Here is a 20,475-nt window from a genome sequence, read left to right as displayed (position 1 = left end):
GCACGACTCGTGACGGGACCCCACCCGGAGCGCACGCGAAGGGCAAAAGCCAAGACGCCTCGGCTTCGCCATCGGGTCGGCTCGCCTTCGGCATTGCGATTAGTTGGCATATCTGGCTAGTAGGGTTGCCAGTTCTTCTGGCTTGCTCAGTTGGGCGCAGTGGCCTGCGGCCAGTTCCACCGGTTCGATGCCGAGGCGGTCTGCGACTACTCGGCGCATGAAGGCTGGTGGGAAGAAGCGGTCGTTCGTACACAGGATGAAGTGCGTTGGCACGTCGGGCATCGCGTCCAGGGGCCACGGGATTCCCATGGCGTGCTCGGACATGGCCCGCTCCCGCTTCTGCGACTCCGCCGCCAGTTCTGGTGGGACGTCGTGCCAGAACTGGTCTTCCAGGCCCGAGTCTTCGTAGCCCGTCTTCTCCCACCAGTCGCCCGGTGTTTCGCCTGGTTTGGGGAGCATCGCGGTGACGTGGACGAGGGCCTTGGCGTTGATTTGGGCCGCTACCAGAGGAGCGACCAGGCCGCCGAAGGAGTGGCCCACGACGATCACGTCCTCGGTGGACGGGAGGGCGGCCACCACTGTGGACGCCCAGTCCGCCAGGTCCTTCGTCTCGTCCTCGGTGGGGAGGTCGGGGGCGATTGCGGTGTGGCCCTTGGCTTCCAGGGCGGCGGCTACCAGGTGCCAGGACCAGCCGACGTCGCCTGCTCCGTGCACGATCGCGAAGGTCGTCATGGCCACGAGACTATTCGCGGCGTTCGATTGGCAGGCGGGAACGGGTGAAGAGGGCCGCGCCCAGCATGGTGGTGGCTGGTACGGCCAGTAGTGAGATGGCGATGTTGAGCCAGGGGATGGTCAGTGGGGTGAGGTCTGGTTGGGGCCAGATGTTGGTGTAGCCGACGTTCAGGGCCGGGGTGCTCAGCAGTTCTTCCGGCTGGTCGCGCTGGGAGACGTCGACGAGCACGCCGTCGCGCAGGAAGATCACGCGGTCGGCCCAGGCGGCGTGGCGGGCGTCGTGGGTGACGAGGACTGCGGCGGCTCCGGCGTCCACTTTGGACCGCGGCAGGCGCAGGACTGTCTCGCCGGTGCCGTGGACGCGGTGGACGTCGCGTAGCTCGAGGACGGTCATCTCGGCACCTCGACCTCTGCCGTGGCGGGGACGGGGCGGGGTTCGTAGTGCACGAGGCTGGCCTCGCAGTGGTCTAGCCAGCGCAGTTCGGCCTCCGCCTGGAAGATCATCGCGTCCAGGACGAGCAGCCACGGCAGGTCGCCCGGCTGGGTCTTGAGGCGCGTGTACTCCTGCAGCGTGCGCATCGTGGCGGTGCGCTGGGTCATCACTACCTCGGCGACGTCGACGCCCGGTGTGGTGATGGCGAGCGCGAGTTTGATCGCCACCTCGTCGCGGGGCCTGTCGCCGCGCTTCACCGGGGACGCGAACCACTTCTTGAGCTCGGTGCGGCCCTGGGCGGTGATCTCGTAGGGGCGCTGGCCCTCTTTCTCAGGCAGTGCGGCGACCAGATCGTCGCGCTCCAGGCGCGACAACGTCGTGTAGACCTGCCCGATGTTCAACGGCCACGTGCCGCCGGTGGCCGAGTCGAACGCCACTCGCAGCTGGTAGCCGTACATGGGCCCACGCTCCAGCAGCGCGAGCAGACCATGTTTGACCGACATGCGTACTGAGTATGCATACCGAGTATGTTCCTGGCAACGGTGACTGACGAAACCTGGGTGCGGGCAGGCCTGACATGCGGAACCCTGGACGGTGCCGGAGACGTCCGGCTGGAGCTGAGCTGGGGGATGACGTGGTCGACGCCGCCAGGGGTCGAACTGGGGAAGTGAACTTGCTCGGCGCAACGGGCCGGGCCGCGGTCGTGCCCGGGCCGCCCGCGGAGATCAGGGACTACGAGCCGGCGGACGAGCCGTCGTGGCTGCGCTGCCGGGTGCTGGGGTTCCTCGCGACGAACTACTACGACGACGTCTGGCAGGCTAAGCGCCGCACCGATCTGGAGCTGGTCGCGCTGGACGACGACGTGGTCGGAGTGCTGGACGTGTCGGTGACCGGCGCGGAGGCGACGATCGACACCGTGGTGGTGCATCCCGGCCATCAGGGGCGGGGGATCGCCACGGCGTTGCTGGAGGAGGCGCTGCGGCGGCTGGACCGGTGCGGTGTCACGACTCTCGGCGCCTGGGCTCGCGAGGACAAGGCCGCCCTGGAGTGGTACGCGCGCAACGGGTTCGAGGAGGTCTCGCGATATCTGCACGTGCACGCGTCGCCCGACGAAGCCGACACGGCGATCATCGCGAAGCACGGGCTGGTGGCCGCCGGGGCGTTCCTGCACGCGCGGATCGAACGGGAAGCCGAGATGCGCCAACGGTTCGAGCGCGTCTACGTGTGCCGGCGGATGGTGCGCTCGCTCTAGACGCTGATGCCGGTGAGCCGCGGGATCGTGGCCGTGCGGCCGGCCAGCAGCATGAGGAGCGCTTCGATCGGGCCGCTGACCTCGGTGCCTTCGCCTGCCGACCAGTCGGCGTCGGTTGCGACGAGCCGGTAGCCGGCCAGTCTTTTGCGGGCGTGGAACGGGAAGCCGATCCGCCACAGGTCGTCCGCGGACACGACGGCGGCCTCGATCGGCATGTGGCGTTCGATGCCGAGCGGCAGGGCCATGTCCTGCGTGTGCACCATGATGTCCATCAGGGCGTTCTTGAGGCTCTGGCCGGGCGCGAGCTTGTGGACGCCGACGGCACCGCGCAGTTCCGCGACGAGCTCTTCGGTCGGTCTGCGCGCCTCGGCGCGTGCGGTCTGGTCGACCATGCGGTTGAAGCTCCCGCGGGCCTTCACGTACTCGCGGATCGCGTCGCGGACGCCCATCCGGTGCGCGAGCGACAGGTGGGCGGCGACCTCGCGCACGGTCCAGCCCTCGCACAGCGACGGATAGGTCCACTCCACGTCGGTGAGGTTCGCGAGCAGGTCCGCCGTTGCCGTGCGTTCGGCGTCGATCGTCTGCCAGATCGTGGTGTCGTCCATGGCGTTCTCCCCTTGATTTAGTTCGAGAGGCTGACTACTTTAATCAGAGAGGCTGACTAAAACAAGGGGAGTGCGCGGGTGAACATCGGGCTGCTGCTCTACATCCCGTACCGGGACCTGGAGAACCGGATCATGGCCGCGGTCACCGGCGCGGGCTTCGACGTGACCCTCGCCCAGGCCCGTGTGCTGCAGCGCATCGGCCCGGACGGCACCCGCCTGACGGAACTCGCCGAGGCCGCCCAGGTGACCAAGCAGACGGCCGGGTTCCTGGTCGACCAGCTGGAGAAGCTCGGCTACGTGGAACGGGTGCCCGACCCCACCGACGGGCGGGCGAGGCTGGTGCGGGTCACCGAGAAGGCGAAGGGAGCCACGCCCGTCGCCGAGGCGGAGATCGCGAGGATCGAGGCGGAATGGGAACAGCACATCGGCAAGCGCCGCATGGCCCAGCTGCGCGAGGCCCTGGAGAAGCTCGGCGAGATCACCGATCCGTACCGGTGAGGGTCGACGCGGTGGCGTTCCGGCCGGTCGCGGTGACGACGGCCGCGCTCTACCGGGTGGTGTCCGGTGGCTCGTCCGTGTTCGTGAAGGTGTTGCGGCGGCCGGTGTTCCCCGGCTCGCTCGCGGAGCTGGTCGGAGAGTTCCCGTGGCGGGACGAGGCGGAGTTCCTGCTGTGCGCCTTCGAGTTGCCGCCTGGGATGCGCCGGCCGGAAGTGCTGCGCGTGGACGATCTGGGCGACCGGATCGGGCTCTGGCTGGAGGACGTGCGGTGCGCTGACGTTCCGTGGGATCTGGCGCGGTTCCGGCGGGCGGCGCTCGGGCTCGGCCGGTGGGCCGGGCGGCGGTTCGGCGGCGCGCCGGGCCGCGCGATGCGGTTGCTGTACGAGGGAAGGCTGGTCAGGGAGGCGTTCCTGCGGCCGGACTGTCCACCGCTCGCCGGGCGCGTGCCGGCACTGCTGGAGCGGCTGGAAGCCTTGCCTCAAGCGATCGGGCACGGCGACGCGTGTCCGCAGAACCTGTTGGTACCGGAGGAGGATCCGGAGTCGTTCGTGGTGATCGACGTCGGGTGGCAGTGCCCGTTCCCGGTCGGGGCTGATCTGGGGCAGCTGCTCGTGGGGCTGGCGCAGGCGGGGCGGATGGCCGTCGATGATCTCCCACCGGTGCGGGAGGAGATCATCGACGCCTATCTGGAGGGGCTTCGGCTGGAAGGCCGCGCGGTGTCACGTGAGCAGGTCGCGCTCGGGTGTGACGGGTCGCTGGCGTTGCGCAGCGCGTTCCACTCGGAACCTGACCTGGCCGAGTACCTGATGGGACTCGGGATGGTCTGCTAGCTCCAGCCGAGCAGTCCGAACGTGTGCCCGGAGGCGTAGGCGGTTAGACCGGCGGCCGGATACTCGATCAGGTCATCGGGAAGTGCGTTGAGCGGGAACCACCGCACGGCCGAGCACTTGTCGGGTTCGCGGTTGACGGGCTCGCCGGCCCAGCGGAGAACCTCGAAGAACAGGCCGAGCCGTGGTTCGACGCCGGAACCGTTGGCGTGCAACGTGTGCACGTGTCGCAGGTCCTGAAGCGCGATGACGACGCCGACCTCTTCGAGAGCCTCCCGCGCGGCTGCCGCGAGCACCGACTCGCCCGCGTCGAGCTTGCCCGACGGCAGGTGCCAGCGACCGTCGAACAACGGGTTCGTGTCGCGGCGCCGGGTGAGCAGGACCCGGTCGCCGCGGACGAGCAGCACGTGCACGTCGATGAGGTGGCGGTCGGCCATCAGGAGGCGAGCAGTTCCGAGACGCGGGCGCGGACCTCGGGCGAGTCCAGGCCGCGGACCATCACGGTGGTGCGGCGGCGCAGGACGTCGTCGACCTCGGAGGCCCACTCGGTGCGGCGGGCGTGTTCGACCTGGGCCCAGATGTCCGGGCCGTCCGGGTGGACGCGCTCCAGCAGGGCAGGGTTCTCCAGGCCCAGGGCGACGACCTCGTGGGAGGTGGTGCCGTAGTGGGTGGCGAGGTGGCGGACCACGTCGTCGGGCAGCGCGTCCCAGGCGTGGTGGAGCACCGAGCCGATGGTGTCGGGGGAGGCCGAGCCGGGCAGGGCCACGCCGTCCAGCGGGCCGTCGAAGGTGCGGCCGAGCTCGGAGTTCACCCGGGCCAGGACGGTGGCGCCGATCTTGCGGAACGTCGTCCACTTGCCGCCGGCCACGCTGATCATGCCACCGGAGCCCGCGGTGATGACGGTCTCGCGCTTGGCGTGCGAGGTGTCGCCGGGGCCGCCGGGCAGGACGCGCAGGCCCGCGAAGGTGTAGGCGAGGTTGGCACGGTCCAGGCCGCTGACGGCCACGCCCGCCTCGGACATGATCTGGTCCACGTCGGCGTCGGTGCACGAGACGGCAGCCGGGTCGCCCTCGTAGGCCTCGTCGGTGGTGCCCAGCAGGAGGTGGCCCTCCCACGGGATCGCGAACGAGACGCGCACGTCGTCGACCGGGATCGTCAGCGCGGCCTTCCACTCCGACGACGTCCGCATGACGAGGTGCGAGCCCTTCGACAGGCGGATCGACGGGTCGGCGGACGGATCTTCCATGCGCCGCAGCACATCGAGCCACGGGCCGGTCGCGTTGACCACGACTGAGGCGTCGACGCCGAACTCGCCGAGCTCGTCGCGAAGATCGACACCCGTGACCTTGGAACCGGTCTTGCGCAGGCCCACGACCGAGATGTGGTTGAGCAGCACGGCACCGGCTTCGGCGGCGGCGCGGGCGGCGGTGATCGCCACGCGGCTGTCGTTCATCTGGTGGTCGTAGTACATCGCGGCACCGCGCAGACCGTCGGCGCGCAGGTCAGGCACCCATTCAACAGCCCTGCGCGCCGACAGCACCTTCCCCATGCCGTCGCCGAAGCCCGACAGCGCGGAGTACAGCGTCACGCCCGCCCCGAGCACGAAGCGCGAGTGCGGGCCTCCTTTGTAGACAGGAACGAGGAACGGCAAGGGGCGCACCAGGTGCGGGGCCAGGCGGTCGCCGAGCGCGCGCCGTTCCTTGTGGTTCTCGTGCACCATCGGCACGGCCGACGGGCCCATCGCCAGGTAGCGCAGGCCGCCGTGGACCAGCTTCGACGACGCGGACGACGTGGCGCCCGCGAAGTCACCGCTCTCCACCAACGCCACACGCAGACCGGAACGCGCCGCGGCCCACGTGGTCGCGATGCCCAGGATGCCGCCGCCGATCACGACGACGTCGAACTTGCCGTGCTGAAGCTCTTCGCGAGCCCTGGAGCGTTGTGCGGAAAAGTCAGTCATCGTCCTCGTCCATCCACCCGACGGTCCGCTCGACCGCCTTCTTCCACTTCCGGTAGCCGCGGGCTCGCGCCGCCGGTTCCATCGACGGCTCCCACTCGGCCGCCTTGTGCCAGTTGGCTTTCAGCTCGTCCGTGCTGCTCCAGTAGCCCACCGCGAGACCGGCCGCGTACGCCGCGCCGAGGCACGTCGTCTCGGCCACGATCGGGCGGACCACCGGCACGTCCAGCACGTCCGACAGGAACTGCATGAGCAGGTTGTTGGCGGTCATGCCGCCGTCCACGCGCAACGTCGTGAGGTCCACACCGCTGTCGGCGTTCATCGCGTCGACGACCTCACGGGTCTGCCACGCCGATGCCTCCAGCACGGCCCGTGCGAGGTGCCCGCGCGAGATGTAGCCCGTCAGGCCAGCGATCACGCCACGTGCGTCGGAACGCCAGTGCGGCGCGAACAATCCGGAGAACGCCGGAACGAAGTACGCGCCGCCGTTGTCGTCCACGGTCCGTGCGAGGGTCTCGATCTCCGCGGCCGACGAGATCAGCCCGACCTTGTCCCGGAACCACTGCACCAGCGCGCCCGTCACCGCGACCGCGCCTTCCAGCGCGTACGCGGCGGGTTCGTCGCCGATCTTGTAGCCGACGGTGGTCAGCAGCCCGTTCTGCGACTGCACGGGCGTGGAGCCGGTGTTGATCAGCAGGAACGCACCAGTGCCGTACGTGCACTTGCCCTCGCCGGGCTCGAAGCACGTCTGCCCGAACAAAGCCGCCTGCTGGTCACCGAGAGCCGACGCGACGGGCACGCCCTCGTAGGTGCCGTAGACCTCGGAGGAGGAACGGATTTCGGGCAGCATCGCGAGTGGAACGTCCAGTGCGGACACCAGCTCGGGGTCCCAGTCGAGGGTCTCCAGGTTCATCAGCATGGTGCGCGACGCGTTGGTGACGTCGGTGACGTGGCGTCCGGTCAGGTTCCAGATCAGCCAGGTGTCCATGGTGCCGAACAGGACCTCGCCGCGTTCGGCGCGCTCACGCAGCCCGGAGACGTTGTCCAGCAGCCACCGCAGCTTCGGCCCGGAGAAGTAGGTGGCGAGCGGCAGTCCCGAGCGCTCGCGGAAGCGGTCCTGGTCGCCGAGTTGCTTGATCAACGCATCCGTGCGCGTGTCCTGCCAGACGATCGCGTTGTGCACGGGCTCGCCGGTCGTCTTGTCCCACACGACCGTGGTCTCGCGCTGGTTCGTGATGCCGAACGCGGCGATGTCGGCGAACGAGAGAGAAGCGTGGGCCAGTGCGTCACGAACGACGGACTGCACGTTCGTCCAGATCTCGGACGCGTCGTGCTCCACCCAGCCAGGCTTCGGGAAGATCTGCCGGTGCTCGCGCTGGGCGACCGAGACGATCCCGCCTGACTGGTCGAACACGATGCACCGGGACGACGTCGTGCCCTGGTCGATCGCCGCGATGTAGGCCACCTGCACTCCTCTGTGCCAGTCATTCGACATTGTCGAACGCTTGCCACATTACTACCAGGAGAGGCCGCCCAGCTCCCTCGAGACACTGCGAGCTGCCTCACGTACGTAGGACACGAGTTCGAGACGAGGCGGCTGATCGGGTGACTCGCACAGCCGCTCGACCGGCCCCGAGATGCCGACCGCGCCCACGACCGCTCCCCGTCCGTCGCGGATCGGGGCTGCGATCGAAGCCTCGCCCTCGACGAGTTCGTGCAGGTCGTAGGCCCAATCTCGAACCAGGGTCTCGTCCAGGGCCGCGCGCAGTCCCGCTTCGTCGAGCGTGTGCCGGGTGAACCGCCGCAACTCGCCGTCCGGCCACTCGCCGAACGCCACCAGCACCTTGCCGAGCGCGGTCGCGTGCCACGGCAGCAGTGCGCCGGTGTCCAGCGTCTGCCGGCTGTTGTCCGGGCGGAACACGTGGTGCACGACCAGCACGTGCTTGCCGTGCAGCACGCCGACCCGCACGGCCTCGCGCGCCCGCACGGCCAGTGAGTCCGACCAGTTCAACGCCTTGGCGCGCAGCTCGTTGCCGTCGAGGTACGACGTGCCGATCTGGAACAGGGCGGCACCCAGCCGGTATTTGCCGCCCTCGACGGGTTGCTCGACGAACCCGACCTCCTGCAACGTCCGCAGAATGCCGTGCACTGTCGGTTTCGCCAGGTCCAAAGCGCGCGCGATCTCGCCGACGCTCAGCTGGTGCGCGCCGCCGTGCGCGAGCAGCTTGAGAACCTCCGCCGCGCGCTGAATGGACTGAATGGGTCCGGGCACGCACCCCACTCTAGCTGCGCATGTTCGACAATGTCGAACACTTGTTGGCACGCGGGGCGCTTTCGTTTGCCAGGAGCGCACGAAAGGGCCCCGCGTCCCGACAAGCTAGGGGCGGTAGATGCCCAGGGCCGCTGCTCGCGACCGGAACTTGAAGTGGTTGGCCCTCTCGCGGACTTCGCCGTCGGTCGCGATCGAGATCGGCGCGCCGTGCACCTCGACGTCCAGCGACGCCACCTCGAAGTGCTTGTACATGCGCGAGTGCTCCAACGCCCCGAGCAGTGCGCCGATGAAGAACCTGGTTCGCGAGAACTGCCGGTCCGCGCGCACGTACCGCACGTCGAGCAGCCCGTCGTCCAGCCGCGGCCGCATCGTCGGCGCGAACCCTTTCGGCCGGTACGGGCCGTTGCCCACGAACAGCAGCCACACGAGGTGCTTCTCGCCGTCGATCGTCATCTTCAACGGCTTCGCGCGCTGCAGCACGCGGAACAGCGCCATCGCCGCGGCCGGCCACTTGCCCCAGCGCTTCTCCAGCTTCTCGCGGATCCGCACCATGTCCGGATAGCCGCCCAAAGACGCCGTGTTCACGAACCACTGCCCGTTGACCTGGGCCAGATCGACCCGCACGCCCACACCGTCGGCGACCGCCCGAGCCGTGTCGTGCAGCCCCTCGATGCCGACGTCGCGCGCGAAGTGGTTCAACGTGCCGGAGGGGATGAGCACCATCGGCAGGTCGCGCTCGGCCGCGAGCGAGGCCACCGCGGCGACGGTCCCGTCGCCACCCGCCACACCCAGCGCCTTCGCGTCGGGCACGTCGGACAGCTCCTCGATCGAGATGATCCGCGCCTTCGGCCACTCCTCGGCGATCTGCGGCGTCGGATCCGGGCCGATCCCCGAGTTCGGGTTCACCACCACGACCAGCCCGTCGCCCTCCTGCAGCGAGGTCAGGTCGGCGTGCTCGTAGGCGGACGCGGGCTCGTTCCTGCCGAGCGGCCACCACCGGCGAGTCAGCAGCGCGGCACCCACACCCACGGCGGCACCGGCGGCAACGTCAGACGGCCAATGAACGCCTGTGTGCACGCGTGAATAAGCCACGGCAGCCGCGATCGGAGCGACAACCGCCCCTGCTTTGGGTGATTCCATGGCCACCGCCGTGGCGAAAGCGGCGGCTGACGCGGAGTGACCGGACGGAAACGACGAGGAGGTCGGCCGCTTCGACAACCGGCGCGGCACCGCGAGCAGATCCGCGGCGGGCCTGCGTCTCGGGAAAAGTGACTTCCCGACCAGGTTCGCGCTGGCAGAGGCCCCGGCGATGGCCGCGAGACCCCGCAGCGCACCACGCCGGAACGGCCCCTTGCCGGTTGCCAGAATTGCCGCGATCACGAACCACAACAGACTGTGGTTAGCGGTCTTGGAAAGCCTCTTCAAACCCCTGTCGAGCCTGCTCGGAGGCAGTCCGGCGGAGGAGCTCATGAGCTTCTTGTCGAGAGCGCTGACCCGTTTCCACACGCTACCGACACTAAACCGCAACCGGCGTGCCGCCCGAACGGATCACCCTCGCGCGGCCGGAAGTCGCCTACTGTTGAGGGATGCAGCGGCGGATCTTCGGCATTGAGACAGAATTCGGGGTGACCTGCACCTTCCACGGGCAGCGTCGTCTGTCCCCGGACGAGGTCGCGCGGTACTTGTTCCGCCGGGTCGTCTCCTGGGGACGTTCGTCCAACGTGTTCCTGCGCAACGGTTCCCGGCTCTACCTGGACGTCGGCTCGCACCCGGAGTACGCCACGGCCGAGTGCGACGACCTGGCCCAGCTCGTCACCCACGACAAGGCCGGTGAGCGGATCCTCGAGGACCTGCTCGTCGACGCCGAGCGCAGGCTGGCGGACGAGGGCATCGGCGGCGACATCTTCCTGTTCAAGAACAACACGGACTCCGCGGGCAACTCGTACGGCTGCCACGAGAACTACCTGGTCGCGAGGGCCGGTGAGTTCTCCAGGATCGCCGACGTGCTGCTGCCGTTCCTGGTCACGCGCCAGCTGATCTGCGGCGCGGGCAAGGTCCTGCAGACCCCACGCGGCGCCGTGTACTGCCTCTCGCAGCGCGCCGAGCACATCTGGGAGGGCGTGTCGTCCGCGACGACCCGTTCCCGCCCGATCATCAACACCCGCGACGAGCCGCACGCGGACGCCGAGCGCTACCGGCGCCTGCACGTCATCGTCGGCGACTCGAACATGTCCGAGGTGACGACGCTGCTCAAGGTGGGCAGCGCGAACCTGGTGCTGGAGATGATCGAGCAGGGCGTCCAGTTCCGGGACTTCTCGCTGGACAACCCGATCCGCGCGATCCGCGAGATCTCGCACGACCTGACCGGCCGCCGCACGGTCCGGCTGGCGGGCGGCAAGGAAGCCTCCGCGCTCGACATCCAGCGCGAGTACTTCGAGAAGGCCACCGAACACGTCGCGAAGCGCTCGCCGGACCCGATGGCGCAGCGCGTCCTCGAACTGTGGGGCCGCACGCTGGACGCCGTCGAGTCGCAGGACCTGTCGAAGATCGACCGCGAGATCGACTGGGCCATCAAGAACCGCCTGATGGAGCGGTACATGGCCAAGCACAACATGGACCTGTCCAACCCGCGCATCGCCCAGCTCGACCTCGCCTACCACGACATCCGCCGCGGCCGGGGCGTGTTCGACCTGCTGCAGCGCAAGGGCCAGGTCGAGCGGGTGACCGACGACGGCGAGATCGAGGCCGCCAAGGACACCCCGCCGCAGACCACGCGGGCCAAGCTGCGCGGTGACTTCATCGCCGCCGCGCAGGCCGCCGGGCGTGACTTCACGGTCGACTGGGTGCACCTGAAGCTGAACGACCAGGCGCAGCGCACGGTGCTGTGCAAGGACCCGTTCCGGGCAGTGGACGAGCGCGTCGAGAGGCTTATCTCCTCTCTGTAGAGCTGGCAGAGTGCCGTCGCATGAGGATCATTGCGGCGGCACTCGCTGCTTTTCTGGTTCTACCCGCCGGGGTCGCCTCGGCCTCGGACTCCTACTGGGACCTAAAACCGACCGGCACGGACGCGCAGTTCCGCGGGTTGTCCGCCGTGTCCGGTCAGGTCGCGTGGGTCAGCGGCTCAAAAGGCACCGTCCTGCGCACGGTCAACGGCGGCCGGACCTGGGAGTCCGTCGGCCCGCCCGGCACGGAGGCGCTGGAGTTCCGCGACATCGAGGCGTTCGACGCGCGCAACGCCGTGACCTTGTCGATCGGGCCCGGTGAGTCGTCGCGGATCTACCGCACCTCGGACGGCGGCAAGACCTGGCAGGAGTCGTTCCGCAACCCTGACACGAACGCCTTCTACGACTGCGTGGCGTTCTTCGACCGGTTCCGCGGGCTGGCGCTCAGCGACCCGGTGGACGGCAAGTTCCGTGTCGTCAGGACCTGGGACGGCGGCCGCACGTGGCACCTCAACGACACCAAGGGCATGCCTGATGCGTTGCCGGGCGAGTTCGCGTTCGCGGCGTCCGGCCAGTGCGTGACGACTTCAGGCAACCACGCGTGGATCGCGACCGGCGGCGGCGCGAAGGCACGGGTGCTGGAGTCGCGGGACGGCGGCAGGTCGTGGCGTGCGTCGGACACGCCGTTGCCGAGCGGTGAGGCGGCCGGGGTGTTCGCGGTGGCGTTCAAGACGCCGTGGCGGGGTGTGGCGATCGGGGGCGACTACAAGAAGCCGACCGACCCGACGCCGGCGTTCGCGATGAACGACGGACGTGGCTGGGTGGCCGGCAAGAACGCTCCGGTGGGCTACCGGTCGGGCATCGCCTACCGCGGCAACGGGCTGGTGGCGGTCGGGCCGTCGGGCACGGACGTCAGCAAGGACGGCAAGAGCTGGAAGGTCGCGGACACCGGCAGCTTCGACACCGTGGACTGCGTCGGGTTCACCTGTTGGGCGTCCGGTGAGAAGGGACGGGTCGGCCGTACCTGATGCGTCTGCATCCAGGTGAGCCCGAGGCCACCGGCTGGCGGGTCGAGAAGCTGTCCGAGGTCGTACGACGGCTGCGCGGGCCCGCCGGCCGTCCCCTCCTCGTCGCGATCGACGGGCGCGGCGGCGCGGGGAAGTCGACGCTCGCTGAACGGTTGCGCACGGCCGTTCCGAAGTCGGCGGTCGTGCACACCGACGACGTCGCCTGGCACCACGCGTACTTCGACTGGGGCGGCTTGATGGCCGAGCACGTCATCAAGCCGCTCCACCGCGGCGAGGCGGTGGAGTTCCGGCCGCCGGCGTGGGCCGAGCACGACCGGCCCGGCGCGATCCGCGTGGCCGCCGGGCTCGACGTCGTGTGGATCGAGGGCACCGGGATCATCCGGGACGAGCTCGCGCCGTGGATCGACGCGTCGATCTGGGTGCAGGGCGATCTGGACGAGCAGGAACGCCGGTTGGTGGCGCGCGACGGCGACTCCGAGGCCCAGCGACGGCACGTCGCCGCGTGGCTCGCGGAGGAGCTGCCGTTCCTGCTCCGGGAGCAGCCGTGGCGCAGGGCGACCTTCGTCGTGGCCGGCACGACGGAGCTCCCGCACGATCCACACTCCGAGATCGTCGTCGCCCCGGCCGTTTCCTCGTCGCTCCCGCGGGGTAGATGACGAAGGTGTTCGAGGGATTCTCGTTGCGCCGCATCGATGTCGGCGAGGCCGTGCTGCGAGTGAGGGTCGGTGGGGCAGGGCCACCGATCCTCCTCCTGCACGGCCACCCTCGAACCCACACGACGTGGCACCGTGTCGCGCCGTTGCTCGCCACGGACCACACGGTCGTATGTCCGGACCTGCGCGGCTACGGCGAGTCCAGCAAGCCCGGTGATTACTCGAAACGAGCTATGGCGCGCGATTTCGTGCGCCTCATGAGCGCTCTTGGGCATGAGGAGTTCGCGGTCGTCGGACACGACCGTGGAGCCGCCGCGGCAATACGGCTCGCGTTGGATCACCCTGCGCGCGTCACGAAGCTGGCCGTGCTGGACGGGCTGCCGATCGGGGCTCATCTCGCCAGGTGCGACGCGAGGTTCGCGCAGGCCTGGTACCACTGGTTCTTCCTGGCCCAGCAGGACCTCGCCGCCGCGATGATCAACGCGGATCCCGATCTCTTCTACGGCGGGCGCTACCACGACACACCGCTCGCGATGGGCGTGGAGAACTGGGCGGACTTCCAGAAGGCCATCCACGACCCGGAAACCGTGCTCGCGATGTGCGGGGACTACCGGGCCGGGCTGGAGATCGACCGCCAGCACGACGACGAGGACAGGGCGAACGGCAGGAAGATCGCATGTCCCGTGCTGGCGTTGTGGTCGGCCAAGGACGACCTCGGTGACCTCTACGAAAACCTTGACGCCGTGTGGGCCGAGTGGGCCGATGACGTGCAGATACGGTCCATCGACAGTGGACACCACATGGCCGAGGAAGCGCCCGTGGAGCTGGTGCGAGAGTTGCGCACGCTGGTCTGAACGGACCGTTCACAACAGGTGATGTCAGGGTTTCGGCGCGCACGAGGTTAGGGTTAGCGCGTGGCCATCGCACGCGCCGAACGCCTTGTCAACCTGGTGCTGTGCCTGCTGTCGACCCGCCAGTACCTGACAGCGGAGCGCATCCGCGCCATCGTCCCGGGCTATCACGAAGCTCCGACGGACGAGGCGTTCTTCCGCATGTTCGAACGGGACAAGTCCGAGCTGCGCGACCTCGGCGTGCCGCTGGAGACAGGCAGGCAGTCCAACGCCGAGGGCGCGGAGGACGGGTACCGGATCGCGCGGCGCGACTACGAGCTCGGCGACATCGACCTCGAACCCGACGAGGCCGCGGCAGTGGCACTGGCCGCGAGGCTGTGGGACTCGCCGCAGCTCACGGGTGCGGTGCACGGCGCGTTGATCAAGCTCAGGGCCGCCGGGGTGGACGTCGACCAGGACGCGCCGGCCGCCGTCGAGCCCAAGGTCCGGGCCAACGAACCCGCGTTCCCGCCGCTGTTGCAGGCGGTTCAGGCAGGGCAGACCGTCGCGTTCGACTACCGGAAACCACCGCCCGGCGGCCAGAAGGAACGAACGGTCGAACCGTGGGGCGTCGTGGCCTGGCGCGGCAAGTGGTACCTGGTCGGCTGGGACCGCGAGCGCGACGACACCCGCTGCTTCCGGCTCTCCAGGATCGTCGGCACCGTCCGGACCGTGGGCAAGCCCGGCGCGTTCAAGGTGCCCGAGGGTGTCGACCTGATGAGCCTCATCGCGCGCACGGAGGTCGATCCGCACCACACGGCGCCCGCGAAGATCTGGGTCGTCAAGGGCCGTGCTCAGGGCCTGCGCCGGCACGCCAAGATCATCGAGGAACGCGACGGCGGCGACGTCGTGGAGATCGACCTGAAGTTCCCCGACTCGGCGGCCAAGTGGCTGGCCGGGTTCGGGCCCGACGTCGTGGTGCTGGAGCCGGAAGTGCTGCAGAAGTCCGTGCGCGACCGCCTGCAGGGTGCACTGGAAGGAGCGCGGTGACCGCGTCGAACGAACGGCTGCCGCGGCTGCTCGCACTCGTGCCGTACCTGCTCAACCGGCCCGCGATCACGGTCAAGGAGGCCGCCGCCGACTTCGGGATCACCCCGAAGCAGCTGCGCAAGGACCTCGAGCTGCTGTGGATGTGCGGCCTGCCGGGCTACGGGCCGGGCGACCTGATCGACCTGTCCTTCGAGGGCGAGACGATCACGGTCTCGTTCGACGCGGGCATGAACCGGCCGTTGCGGCTCACCGCGGCCGAGGCGTCGTCGCTGCTCGTGGCGCTGCGGGCGCTCTCGGACACGCCGGGCGTGGTCGACACGGACGCGGTGCAGCGCGCGCTGGCCAAGATCGAGTCGGCAGTCGGCAAAGCGCAGCCCGCGGGCATGGTCGTGGGGCTCGGCGCGTTCGAGCGCGAGGAGACCGCGGAGATCCGCGCGGCCGTGCAGGACGCCGTGAAGCGCGAACGGGCCGTGCGCATCCGTTACTACTCTCAGTCGCACGACGCGATGAGCGATCGGATCGTCGACCCGATGCGTCTGCTGCTCGTCGAAGGCCGCGGCTACCTCGAGGGCTGGTGCCGTTCCGCGCTGGGTGTGCGGTTGTTCAGGCTCGACCGGATCGACGAGGTGCAGGTGCTCGACGAACCGTCGTCACCTCCGCCGCACGCCCGGCTCACGGATACATCGGAGGGGTTGTTCCAGCCGCGGGACGATCAGAAGATCGCGGTCCTTCTGCTCGAACCGGACGCGCACTGGGTCGCGGAGTACTACCCGGTCGATCACGCGGCCGAGCTCTCCGACGGCCGCACGCGTGTCCTCATGCGCTACGACGACTCGTCCTGGATGGTCCGCCTGCTCCTCGGACTCGGCGGTGACGTGCACGTCGAGCAGCCCGTCGAGCTCGCGGGCGAAGTGCGGCGGCGGGCGGAGGAAGCGTTGCGCCGGGCAGATCACCTGCTGTCCACCCAAGACGTATAACGTGTGCTCGTGCCGTACACACCGACTCTGGCGCTGGTCGCGCTCGGCCTGATCGTGATGGTCGCGATCGGAGTCCGAGTCATCCGATCCTTGCGTCGATTCGCCAGCGCCCGCACTCTGGTGGGGGACAGGGTCGGCGACGGCGTCGGACTGCTGAAGGCGCGCTCAGCCGCGCTGAAGGTGGCCTTCGCCGAACGGCGGCGCCCGGAACAGGCCCGTACCAGGGCGAACCCCGCGTACGATCGTCGTGGCGGGGGAGACAGGAGGATCACCAATGGGTAACCTCGGACCCACCGAGCTGATCATCATCGCTGTGGTGATCATTCTGCTCTTCGGTGCGAAGAAGCTGCCTGACATGGCGCGCTCGCTCGGCAAGTCGGCGAAGATCTTCAAGGCCGAGACCAAGGGCCTGCGCGACTCCAGCGACGACGACGCCCCGGCTGCGCAGCAGCCCGTGCAGCAGCCGATCCAGCAGCTCCCGCCGGCTCAGCCGCAGGTGCAGCAGCAGCCCCAGGTCGCTCCTCCCATCGAGCAGACTTCGCAGAACAAGGCCACCAACAACTGACCTTCCGGTCTCCTGACTTGTAAGGACGGTTAGCGAGGTGGCAAGTCCGTTCCGGTGGTTCGCCGAACGCCGGGAACGCGGCAAGCGCCGTCGGGGCAACCCCGACGGCACCATGTCGCTCAAAGATCATCTGTATGAGCTGCGGCACCGGCTCGCGATGGCGATGTTGATCATCACCATCGGCGCGATCTTCGGCTGGGTCTGGTTCGCCGTGAAGCTGGGACCGATCCCGTCGCTGGGCGAGATCATGACCGACCCGTACTGCCAGCCGGACCTCGCGCCGTACCGCGTGCAGTTCCCCGGTGAGCAGGGTTGCCGGCTGCTGCAGACGGAACCGTTCGAGAGCTTCATGATCCGCCTGCAGGTGGGTGCGGCGGCGGGCGCGGTGCTGCTCAGCCCGTTCTGGCTGTACCAGTTCTGGGCGTTCATCACGCCCGGCCTGTACCAGAAGGAGCGCAAGTTCGCGCGCACCTTCGTGTCCTTCGCCGCGATCCTGTTCGCGGCCGGCGCGGTGCTGGCCTACTGGGTCGTGCCGCAGGGCCTGCAGGTGCTGATCAGCTTCGGTGGTGACCAGTTCATCACGGCGCTGACCGGTGGGAAGTACGTCTCGTTCATCATCACGATGCTGTTCATCTTCGGCGTGAGCTTCGAACTGCCCCTGGTCGTCGTGATGCTGAACCGCGCGGGCGTGGTGAGCTACGAGCTGCTGGCGAAGTGGCGGCGCGGCCTGCTGATGGGCCTGTTCGTGTTCGCCGCGATCGCGACGCCGGGCACCGACCCGATCTCGATGGTCGCGCTGGCGCTCGCGTTGTCGCTGCTGTTCGAGATGGCGATCCAGCTCGCGCGCATCCACGACAAGCGCAAGGCCAAGCAGCGCGTGGACGAGGGCTGGGACTCGCTCGACGACGACGAGGCGGCGCCGTTCAACTACACGCCGTCCGACGACGAGGGCAACGATCCCGGTGAGAAGGCCCAGGAGAACGCTTCGGAACCCGCGAAGCGCGTGAACTACGACGACGCCACGTGACGCGGGCAGCCTTGCTGGTCTGCCCTGCGTCGGGCAAGGGGCGGGCGGCCCGCATGGCCGGGTCGACCGCCGCCGCGTTGCGCCCGCACGTCTCGTCGCTGACGCAGCTGGTGGCGCACGACGCCGCCGGCACGCTGGAGATGGCCCGTGAGGCTGTCGCCGACGGCGTGGACCTGCTGGTCGTCCTCGGTGGCGACGGTGCCGCTCATCTGGGCATCCAGGCGTGCGCCGGGACGTCCACGGCGCTGGGGATCGTGCCTGCCGGGACCGGTAACGACCTGGCGGCCGCGATCGGGTCCGCCTCGGTCGACGACGTGGTGTTCGGGACGCGCAAGAAGCTCGACCTGGGCCGGTTGTCGACGGGGCAGTGGTTCGCGACCGTGTTGTGCGCCGGGTTCGACTCGGCCGTGAACGAGCGGGCGAACGCGATGCGCTGGCCCGCCGGTCCGCGCCGCTACGACCTCGCGATCCTGGCCGAGCTGGCCTCGCTGCGGTCCGCACCTGTCTTGATCACGACCGAGATGGACACGTTCTCGCTGGACGCGACGCTGGTGGCCGTCGGCAACACGCCGAACTACGGCGGCGGGATCCCCGTCTGCCCCACCGCGGACGCGTCCGACGGCCTGTTCGACGTGACGGTCGTGGAGCACGCCAGCCGGTCGATGCTGGTCCGGATGCTGCCGACACTGCGCACCGGGGCACACACGTCGCATCCGTCCGTGCGCACGTTCCGCGCGCGTGAGGTGTCTCTGTCCGGTGGCAACGGCTGGATCGCGTACGCCGACGGCGAACGCCAAGAAGCACTGCCCGTCTCAGTTCGCACGGTCCCAGGCGCTCTCACAGTCGTGGGTCGCTAAGTTATAGGGCTGTTCGGTCTCGTTTTTGATTTCGGTGGGGAAGCAATGGAGACGCTGGAGTTTCAGTCCGAGGCGCGTCAGCTGCTGCAGCTGATGATCCACTCGATCTACTCGAACAAGGACACGTTCCTTCGCGAGCTGGTCTCGAACGCCTCGGACGCGCTGGACAAGCTGCGGCTGGAGTCGTTCCGCGACAAGGACATGGACGTCGACGTCGACGACCTGCACATCGTGATCGAGTCCGACCCGGCCGCCCGTACGCTGACCGTGCGGGACAACGGCATCGGCATGACGCGCGAGGACGTCGTGCGGCTCATCGGCACGATCGCCAAGTCCGGCACCGCGGAGTTCCTCAAGCAGCTCAAGGAACAGCAGCAGTCATCTTCTGACCTGATCGGTCAGTTCGGCATCGGCTTCTACTCGTCGTTCATGGTGGCGGACAAGGTCACCCTGGTGACCAGGCACCCGCACGCCGGTGGCGTTCGCTGGGAGTCGACCGGCGAGAGCACCTACACGATCGAGGACGTCGAGGACGCGCCGCAGGGCACCTCGGTCACGTTGCACCTCAAGCCGTCCGATGACGAGGACAAGCTGCCGGACTACACCGAGCCGGCGAAGATCCGCGAGATCGTCAAGCGCTACTCGGACTTCATCACCTGGCCGGTGCGCCTGGGCGGCGAGGACATCAACTCACGCAAGGCGCTGTGGGCGCGCCCGGCCTCGGAGGTCTCGGAGGAGGAGTACGCCGAGTTCTACCGGCACATCAGCCACGACTGGAACGCGCCGCTCGAGACCATCCGCATGCAGGCGGAGGGCGCGTTCGAGTACCAGGCGCTGCTGTTCCTGCCCGCCCAAGCGCCGCTGGACCTGTTCATGCGGGACAGCAGGCGCGGCGTGCAGCTCTACGTGAAGCGCGTCTTCATCATGGACGACTGCGCCGAACTGATGCCCGAGTACCTGCGCTTCGTCAAGGGCGTGGTGGACGCGGCGGACCTGTCGCTGAACGTGTCGCGCGAGATCCTGCAGCAGGACCGCCAGATCCAGCTGATGCGCCGCCGCCTGGTGAAGAAGGTCCTGTCGTCGATCAAGTCCTTGCAGTCGTCGCGCCCGGACGACTACGCGAAGCTGTGGGGCGAGGTGGGCGCGGCGCTGAAGGAGGGGCTGCTCTCCGACGTCGACAACCGCACGGCGATCCTGGACATCTGCTCGTTCGCGTCGACTCATTCCGAGACCGAGCTGACGACGCTGGCTTCCTACATCTCGCGCATGAAGGAAGGCCAGGAGCACATCTACTACATGACCGGCGACTCGCGGACCGCCGTCGAGCACTCGCCGCACATGGAGGCGTTGCGCGCCAAGGGGTACGAGGTCCTCATCCTCACGGATCCGATCGACGAGATGTGGGTCGACGCGGTTCCGTCCTACGAGGAGAAGCTGTTCCAGTCCGTCGCCAAGGGGCAGGTGGATCTGGAGACGGAGGAGGAGAAGTCCGCCGCTGCGGAGAAGGCTTCGGAGTTCGCGGATCTGCTGACGTGGATGGGCTCTGCTCTGGCGGAGGACGTCAAGGAGGTTCGGCTGTCCACTCGGCTGACGACCTCGCCCGCCTGTGTGGTCGGGGACGACCACGACATCACTCCCACGTTGGAGAAGATGTACAAGGCGATGGGGCAGGAGCTGCCGAAGATCAAGCGGATCCTGGAGCTCAACCCGTCGCACCCGCTCGTGGAGGGACTGCACAAGGCGTTCGCGGGTGGTGAACGGGAGTCGCTCGCGGACACTGCTGAGCTGATCTACGGGATGGCGTTGCTCGCCGAGGGCGGGGAGCTGGCTGACCCGTCGCGGTTCGTGAAGCTGGTGGCTGATCGGGTGCAGCGGACGTTCTGATTCTTTTGGGGTGGCCCGTTCCGGGTAGTTACCGGGACGGGTCATTTCATCGCCGCTTCGCGACGATTGCGATTGGGGCTTGACTT

Annotated in this window: 24 protein-coding genes; 15 read left to right on the top strand and 9 right to left on the bottom strand. The window is 68.7% G+C overall.

Annotated features, from left to right (window positions below; translation table 11 throughout):
- Window positions 1-99 precede the first annotated feature (99 nt).
- From UK23_RS42490 to UK23_RS42480, 3 genes are read right to left on the bottom strand one after another with little or no spacing between them, the layout of a single operon-like run.
- Window positions 100-732, bottom strand: a complete 633-nt coding sequence (locus tag UK23_RS42490) for an alpha/beta fold hydrolase (protein WP_045317495.1) — start codon at window positions 730-732, stop codon at window positions 100-102.
- Between the two features lie 10 nt (window positions 733-742).
- Window positions 743-1,126 (bottom strand): hypothetical protein, encoded by a 384-nt coding sequence (locus UK23_RS53285; protein WP_045317487.1) that lies wholly within the window; start codon window positions 1,124-1,126, stop codon window positions 743-745.
- Entirely contained in the window at window positions 1,123-1,668 is a 546-nt protein-coding gene (locus UK23_RS42480; protein WP_045317486.1) for a PadR family transcriptional regulator, read from the bottom strand. Before UK23_RS42480 ends, UK23_RS53285 begins: the two co-directional genes overlap by 4 nt.
- Window positions 1,669-1,707: 39 nt before the next feature.
- Here UK23_RS42480 and UK23_RS54720 point away from each other — a divergent pair, with 39 nt between their 5' ends.
- Window positions 1,708-1,836 (top strand): hypothetical protein, encoded by a 129-nt coding sequence (locus UK23_RS54720; RefSeq protein WP_269112338.1) that lies wholly within the window; start codon window positions 1,708-1,710, stop codon window positions 1,834-1,836.
- Complete coding sequence (locus UK23_RS42475) at window positions 1,833-2,417, top strand: GNAT family N-acetyltransferase (protein WP_196778130.1); 585 nt, start codon at window positions 1,833-1,835, stop codon at window positions 2,415-2,417. The genes UK23_RS54720 and UK23_RS42475 overlap by 4 nt, the downstream gene beginning before the upstream one ends.
- On the opposite strand, the gene UK23_RS42470 is transcribed toward UK23_RS42475, so the two are convergent.
- Window positions 2,414-3,022 (bottom strand): maleylpyruvate isomerase family mycothiol-dependent enzyme, encoded by a 609-nt coding sequence (locus UK23_RS42470; RefSeq protein WP_045317485.1) that lies wholly within the window; start codon window positions 3,020-3,022, stop codon window positions 2,414-2,416. The genes UK23_RS42475 and UK23_RS42470 overlap by 4 nt on opposite strands.
- 78 nt (window positions 3,023-3,100) lie before the next feature.
- Between UK23_RS42470 and UK23_RS42465 the strand changes: the two genes are divergently transcribed.
- Window positions 3,101-3,520 (top strand): MarR family winged helix-turn-helix transcriptional regulator, encoded by a 420-nt coding sequence (locus tag UK23_RS42465; protein WP_045317484.1) that lies wholly within the window; start codon window positions 3,101-3,103, stop codon window positions 3,518-3,520.
- Complete coding sequence (locus tag UK23_RS42460; protein WP_231114931.1) at window positions 3,517-4,350, top strand: phosphotransferase; 834 nt, start codon at window positions 3,517-3,519, stop codon at window positions 4,348-4,350. Before UK23_RS42465 ends, UK23_RS42460 begins: the two co-directional genes overlap by 4 nt.
- On the opposite strand, the gene UK23_RS42455 is transcribed toward UK23_RS42460, so the two are convergent.
- The 5 genes from UK23_RS42455 to UK23_RS42435 all read right to left on the bottom strand — a co-directional run bounded on the left by UK23_RS42455 (window position 4,347) and on the right by UK23_RS42435 (window position 10,046).
- Entirely contained in the window at window positions 4,347-4,784 is a 438-nt protein-coding gene (locus tag UK23_RS42455; protein WP_045317483.1) for an NUDIX hydrolase, read from the bottom strand. The two genes, UK23_RS42460 and UK23_RS42455, sit on opposite strands and share 4 nt — an antisense overlap.
- Window positions 4,784-6,307, bottom strand: a complete 1,524-nt coding sequence (locus UK23_RS42450; RefSeq protein WP_045317482.1) for a glycerol-3-phosphate dehydrogenase/oxidase — start codon at window positions 6,305-6,307, stop codon at window positions 4,784-4,786. Before UK23_RS42450 ends, UK23_RS42455 begins: the two co-directional genes overlap by 1 nt.
- Complete coding sequence (gene glpK / locus UK23_RS42445; RefSeq protein ID WP_045317481.1) at window positions 6,300-7,799, bottom strand: glycerol kinase GlpK; 1,500 nt, start codon at window positions 7,797-7,799, stop codon at window positions 6,300-6,302. Before glpK ends, UK23_RS42450 begins: the two co-directional genes overlap by 8 nt.
- 21 nt (window positions 7,800-7,820) lie before the next feature.
- A complete protein-coding gene (locus tag UK23_RS42440) occupies window positions 7,821-8,576 on the bottom strand; it encodes an IclR family transcriptional regulator (RefSeq protein ID WP_045317480.1) in 756 nt (251 codons plus the stop codon).
- A 105-nt stretch (window positions 8,577-8,681) separates the two neighbouring features.
- Window positions 8,682-10,046 carry a bifunctional phosphatase PAP2/diacylglycerol kinase family protein gene (locus tag UK23_RS42435; RefSeq protein ID WP_045317492.1) on the bottom strand — a complete coding sequence of 455 codons (1,365 nt, stop codon included), beginning with the start codon at window positions 10,044-10,046 and terminating at the stop codon, window positions 8,682-8,684.
- 116 nt (window positions 10,047-10,162) lie between these two features.
- On the opposite strand from UK23_RS42435, the gene pafA reads away from it, so the two are divergent.
- The 11 genes from pafA (at window position 10,163) to htpG (ending at window position 20,389) form a co-directional block, all read left to right on the top strand.
- Window positions 10,163-11,521, top strand: coding sequence for a Pup--protein ligase (pafA, locus tag UK23_RS42430; protein ID WP_045317479.1), 1,359 nt, complete (start codon window positions 10,163-10,165; stop codon window positions 11,519-11,521).
- Between the two features lie 20 nt (window positions 11,522-11,541).
- The gene (locus UK23_RS42425) at window positions 11,542-12,546 is read left to right on the top strand and encodes an oxidoreductase (protein WP_045317478.1); all 1,005 of its coding nucleotides are present in this window, start codon (window positions 11,542-11,544) and stop codon (window positions 12,544-12,546) included.
- Window positions 12,546-13,202, top strand: coding sequence for a uridine kinase family protein (locus UK23_RS42420; RefSeq protein WP_063778170.1), 657 nt, complete (start codon window positions 12,546-12,548; stop codon window positions 13,200-13,202). The genes UK23_RS42425 and UK23_RS42420 overlap by 1 nt, the downstream gene beginning before the upstream one ends.
- On the top strand, window positions 13,199-14,053 hold the full coding sequence (locus tag UK23_RS42415; RefSeq protein ID WP_330770610.1) for an alpha/beta hydrolase: 855 nt from the start codon (window positions 13,199-13,201) through the stop codon (window positions 14,051-14,053). The genes UK23_RS42420 and UK23_RS42415 overlap by 4 nt, the downstream gene beginning before the upstream one ends.
- A 60-nt stretch (window positions 14,054-14,113) precedes the next feature.
- Window positions 14,114-15,079: a helix-turn-helix transcriptional regulator gene (locus UK23_RS42410; RefSeq protein WP_045317477.1), complete on the top strand. Its 966-nt coding sequence runs from the start codon at window positions 14,114-14,116 to the stop codon at window positions 15,077-15,079.
- On the top strand, window positions 15,076-16,056 hold the full coding sequence (locus UK23_RS42405) for a helix-turn-helix transcriptional regulator (protein WP_045317476.1): 981 nt from the start codon (window positions 15,076-15,078) through the stop codon (window positions 16,054-16,056). The genes UK23_RS42410 and UK23_RS42405 overlap by 4 nt, the downstream gene beginning before the upstream one ends.
- A 9-nt stretch (window positions 16,057-16,065) precedes the next feature.
- Window positions 16,066-16,338, top strand: coding sequence for a bacteriophage holin (locus UK23_RS53280; protein WP_231114929.1), 273 nt, complete (start codon window positions 16,066-16,068; stop codon window positions 16,336-16,338).
- The gene (gene tatA / locus UK23_RS42395; RefSeq protein ID WP_045317475.1) at window positions 16,331-16,621 is read left to right on the top strand and encodes a Sec-independent protein translocase subunit TatA; all 291 of its coding nucleotides are present in this window, start codon (window positions 16,331-16,333) and stop codon (window positions 16,619-16,621) included. The genes UK23_RS53280 and tatA overlap by 8 nt, the downstream gene beginning before the upstream one ends.
- 112 nt (window positions 16,622-16,733) lie before the next feature.
- Window positions 16,734-17,648: a twin-arginine translocase subunit TatC gene (gene tatC, locus UK23_RS42390; RefSeq protein ID WP_082115428.1), complete on the top strand. Its 915-nt coding sequence runs from the start codon at window positions 16,734-16,736 to the stop codon at window positions 17,646-17,648.
- Complete coding sequence (locus UK23_RS42385; RefSeq protein ID WP_082115426.1) at window positions 17,645-18,505, top strand: diacylglycerol kinase family protein; 861 nt, start codon at window positions 17,645-17,647, stop codon at window positions 18,503-18,505. The genes tatC and UK23_RS42385 overlap by 4 nt, the downstream gene beginning before the upstream one ends.
- A 45-nt stretch (window positions 18,506-18,550) precedes the next feature.
- Window positions 18,551-20,389 (top strand): molecular chaperone HtpG, encoded by a 1,839-nt coding sequence (htpG, locus tag UK23_RS42380; RefSeq protein ID WP_045317473.1) that lies wholly within the window; start codon window positions 18,551-18,553, stop codon window positions 20,387-20,389.
- Window positions 20,390-20,475 lie beyond the last annotated feature (86 nt).

This window comes from Lentzea aerocolonigenes, from assembly GCF_000955955.1.
Lineage (GTDB): Bacteria > Actinomycetota > Actinomycetes > Mycobacteriales > Pseudonocardiaceae > Lentzea > Lentzea aerocolonigenes_A.
The sequence above is the reverse complement of the archived record's forward strand: the minus strand, read 5'-3'. Positions and strand labels throughout refer to the sequence as shown.

What these genes read in the sequence shown, in the direction of transcription:
- UK23_RS42490 (WP_045317495.1), bottom strand. Translation starts at nt 732, where the DNA reads ATGACGACCTTCGCGATCGTGCACGGAGCAGGCGACGTCGGCTGGTCC.
- UK23_RS53285 (WP_045317487.1), bottom strand. Translation starts at nt 1,126, where the DNA reads ATGACCGTCCTCGAGCTACGCGACGTCCACCGCGTCCACGGCACCGGC.
- UK23_RS42480 (WP_045317486.1), bottom strand. Translation starts at nt 1,668, where the DNA reads ATGTCGGTCAAACATGGTCTGCTCGCGCTGCTGGAGCGTGGGCCCATG.
- UK23_RS42470 (WP_045317485.1), bottom strand. Translation starts at nt 3,022, where the DNA reads ATGGACGACACCACGATCTGGCAGACGATCGACGCCGAACGCACGGCA.
- UK23_RS42455 (WP_045317483.1), bottom strand. Translation starts at nt 4,784, where the DNA reads ATGGCCGACCGCCACCTCATCGACGTGCACGTGCTGCTCGTCCGCGGC.
- UK23_RS42450 (WP_045317482.1), bottom strand. Translation starts at nt 6,307, where the DNA reads ATGACTGACTTTTCCGCACAACGCTCCAGGGCTCGCGAAGAGCTTCAG.
- glpK (WP_045317481.1), bottom strand. Translation starts at nt 7,799, where the DNA reads ATGTCGAATGACTGGCACAGAGGAGTGCAGGTGGCCTACATCGCGGCG.
- UK23_RS42435 (WP_045317492.1), bottom strand. Translation starts at nt 10,046, where the DNA reads ATGAGCTCCTCCGCCGGACTGCCTCCGAGCAGGCTCGACAGGGGTTTG.
- pafA (WP_045317479.1), top strand. Translation starts at nt 10,163, where the DNA reads ATGCAGCGGCGGATCTTCGGCATTGAGACAGAATTCGGGGTGACCTGC.
- UK23_RS42425 (WP_045317478.1), top strand. Translation starts at nt 11,542, where the DNA reads ATGAGGATCATTGCGGCGGCACTCGCTGCTTTTCTGGTTCTACCCGCC.
- UK23_RS42420 (WP_063778170.1), top strand. Translation starts at nt 12,546, where the DNA reads ATGCGTCTGCATCCAGGTGAGCCCGAGGCCACCGGCTGGCGGGTCGAG.
- UK23_RS42415 (WP_330770610.1), top strand. Translation starts at nt 13,199, where the DNA reads ATGACGAAGGTGTTCGAGGGATTCTCGTTGCGCCGCATCGATGTCGGC.
- tatA (WP_045317475.1), top strand. Translation starts at nt 16,331, where the DNA reads ATGGGTAACCTCGGACCCACCGAGCTGATCATCATCGCTGTGGTGATC.
- tatC (WP_082115428.1), top strand. Translation starts at nt 16,734, where the DNA reads ATGTCGCTCAAAGATCATCTGTATGAGCTGCGGCACCGGCTCGCGATG.
- htpG (WP_045317473.1), top strand. Translation starts at nt 18,551, where the DNA reads ATGGAGACGCTGGAGTTTCAGTCCGAGGCGCGTCAGCTGCTGCAGCTG.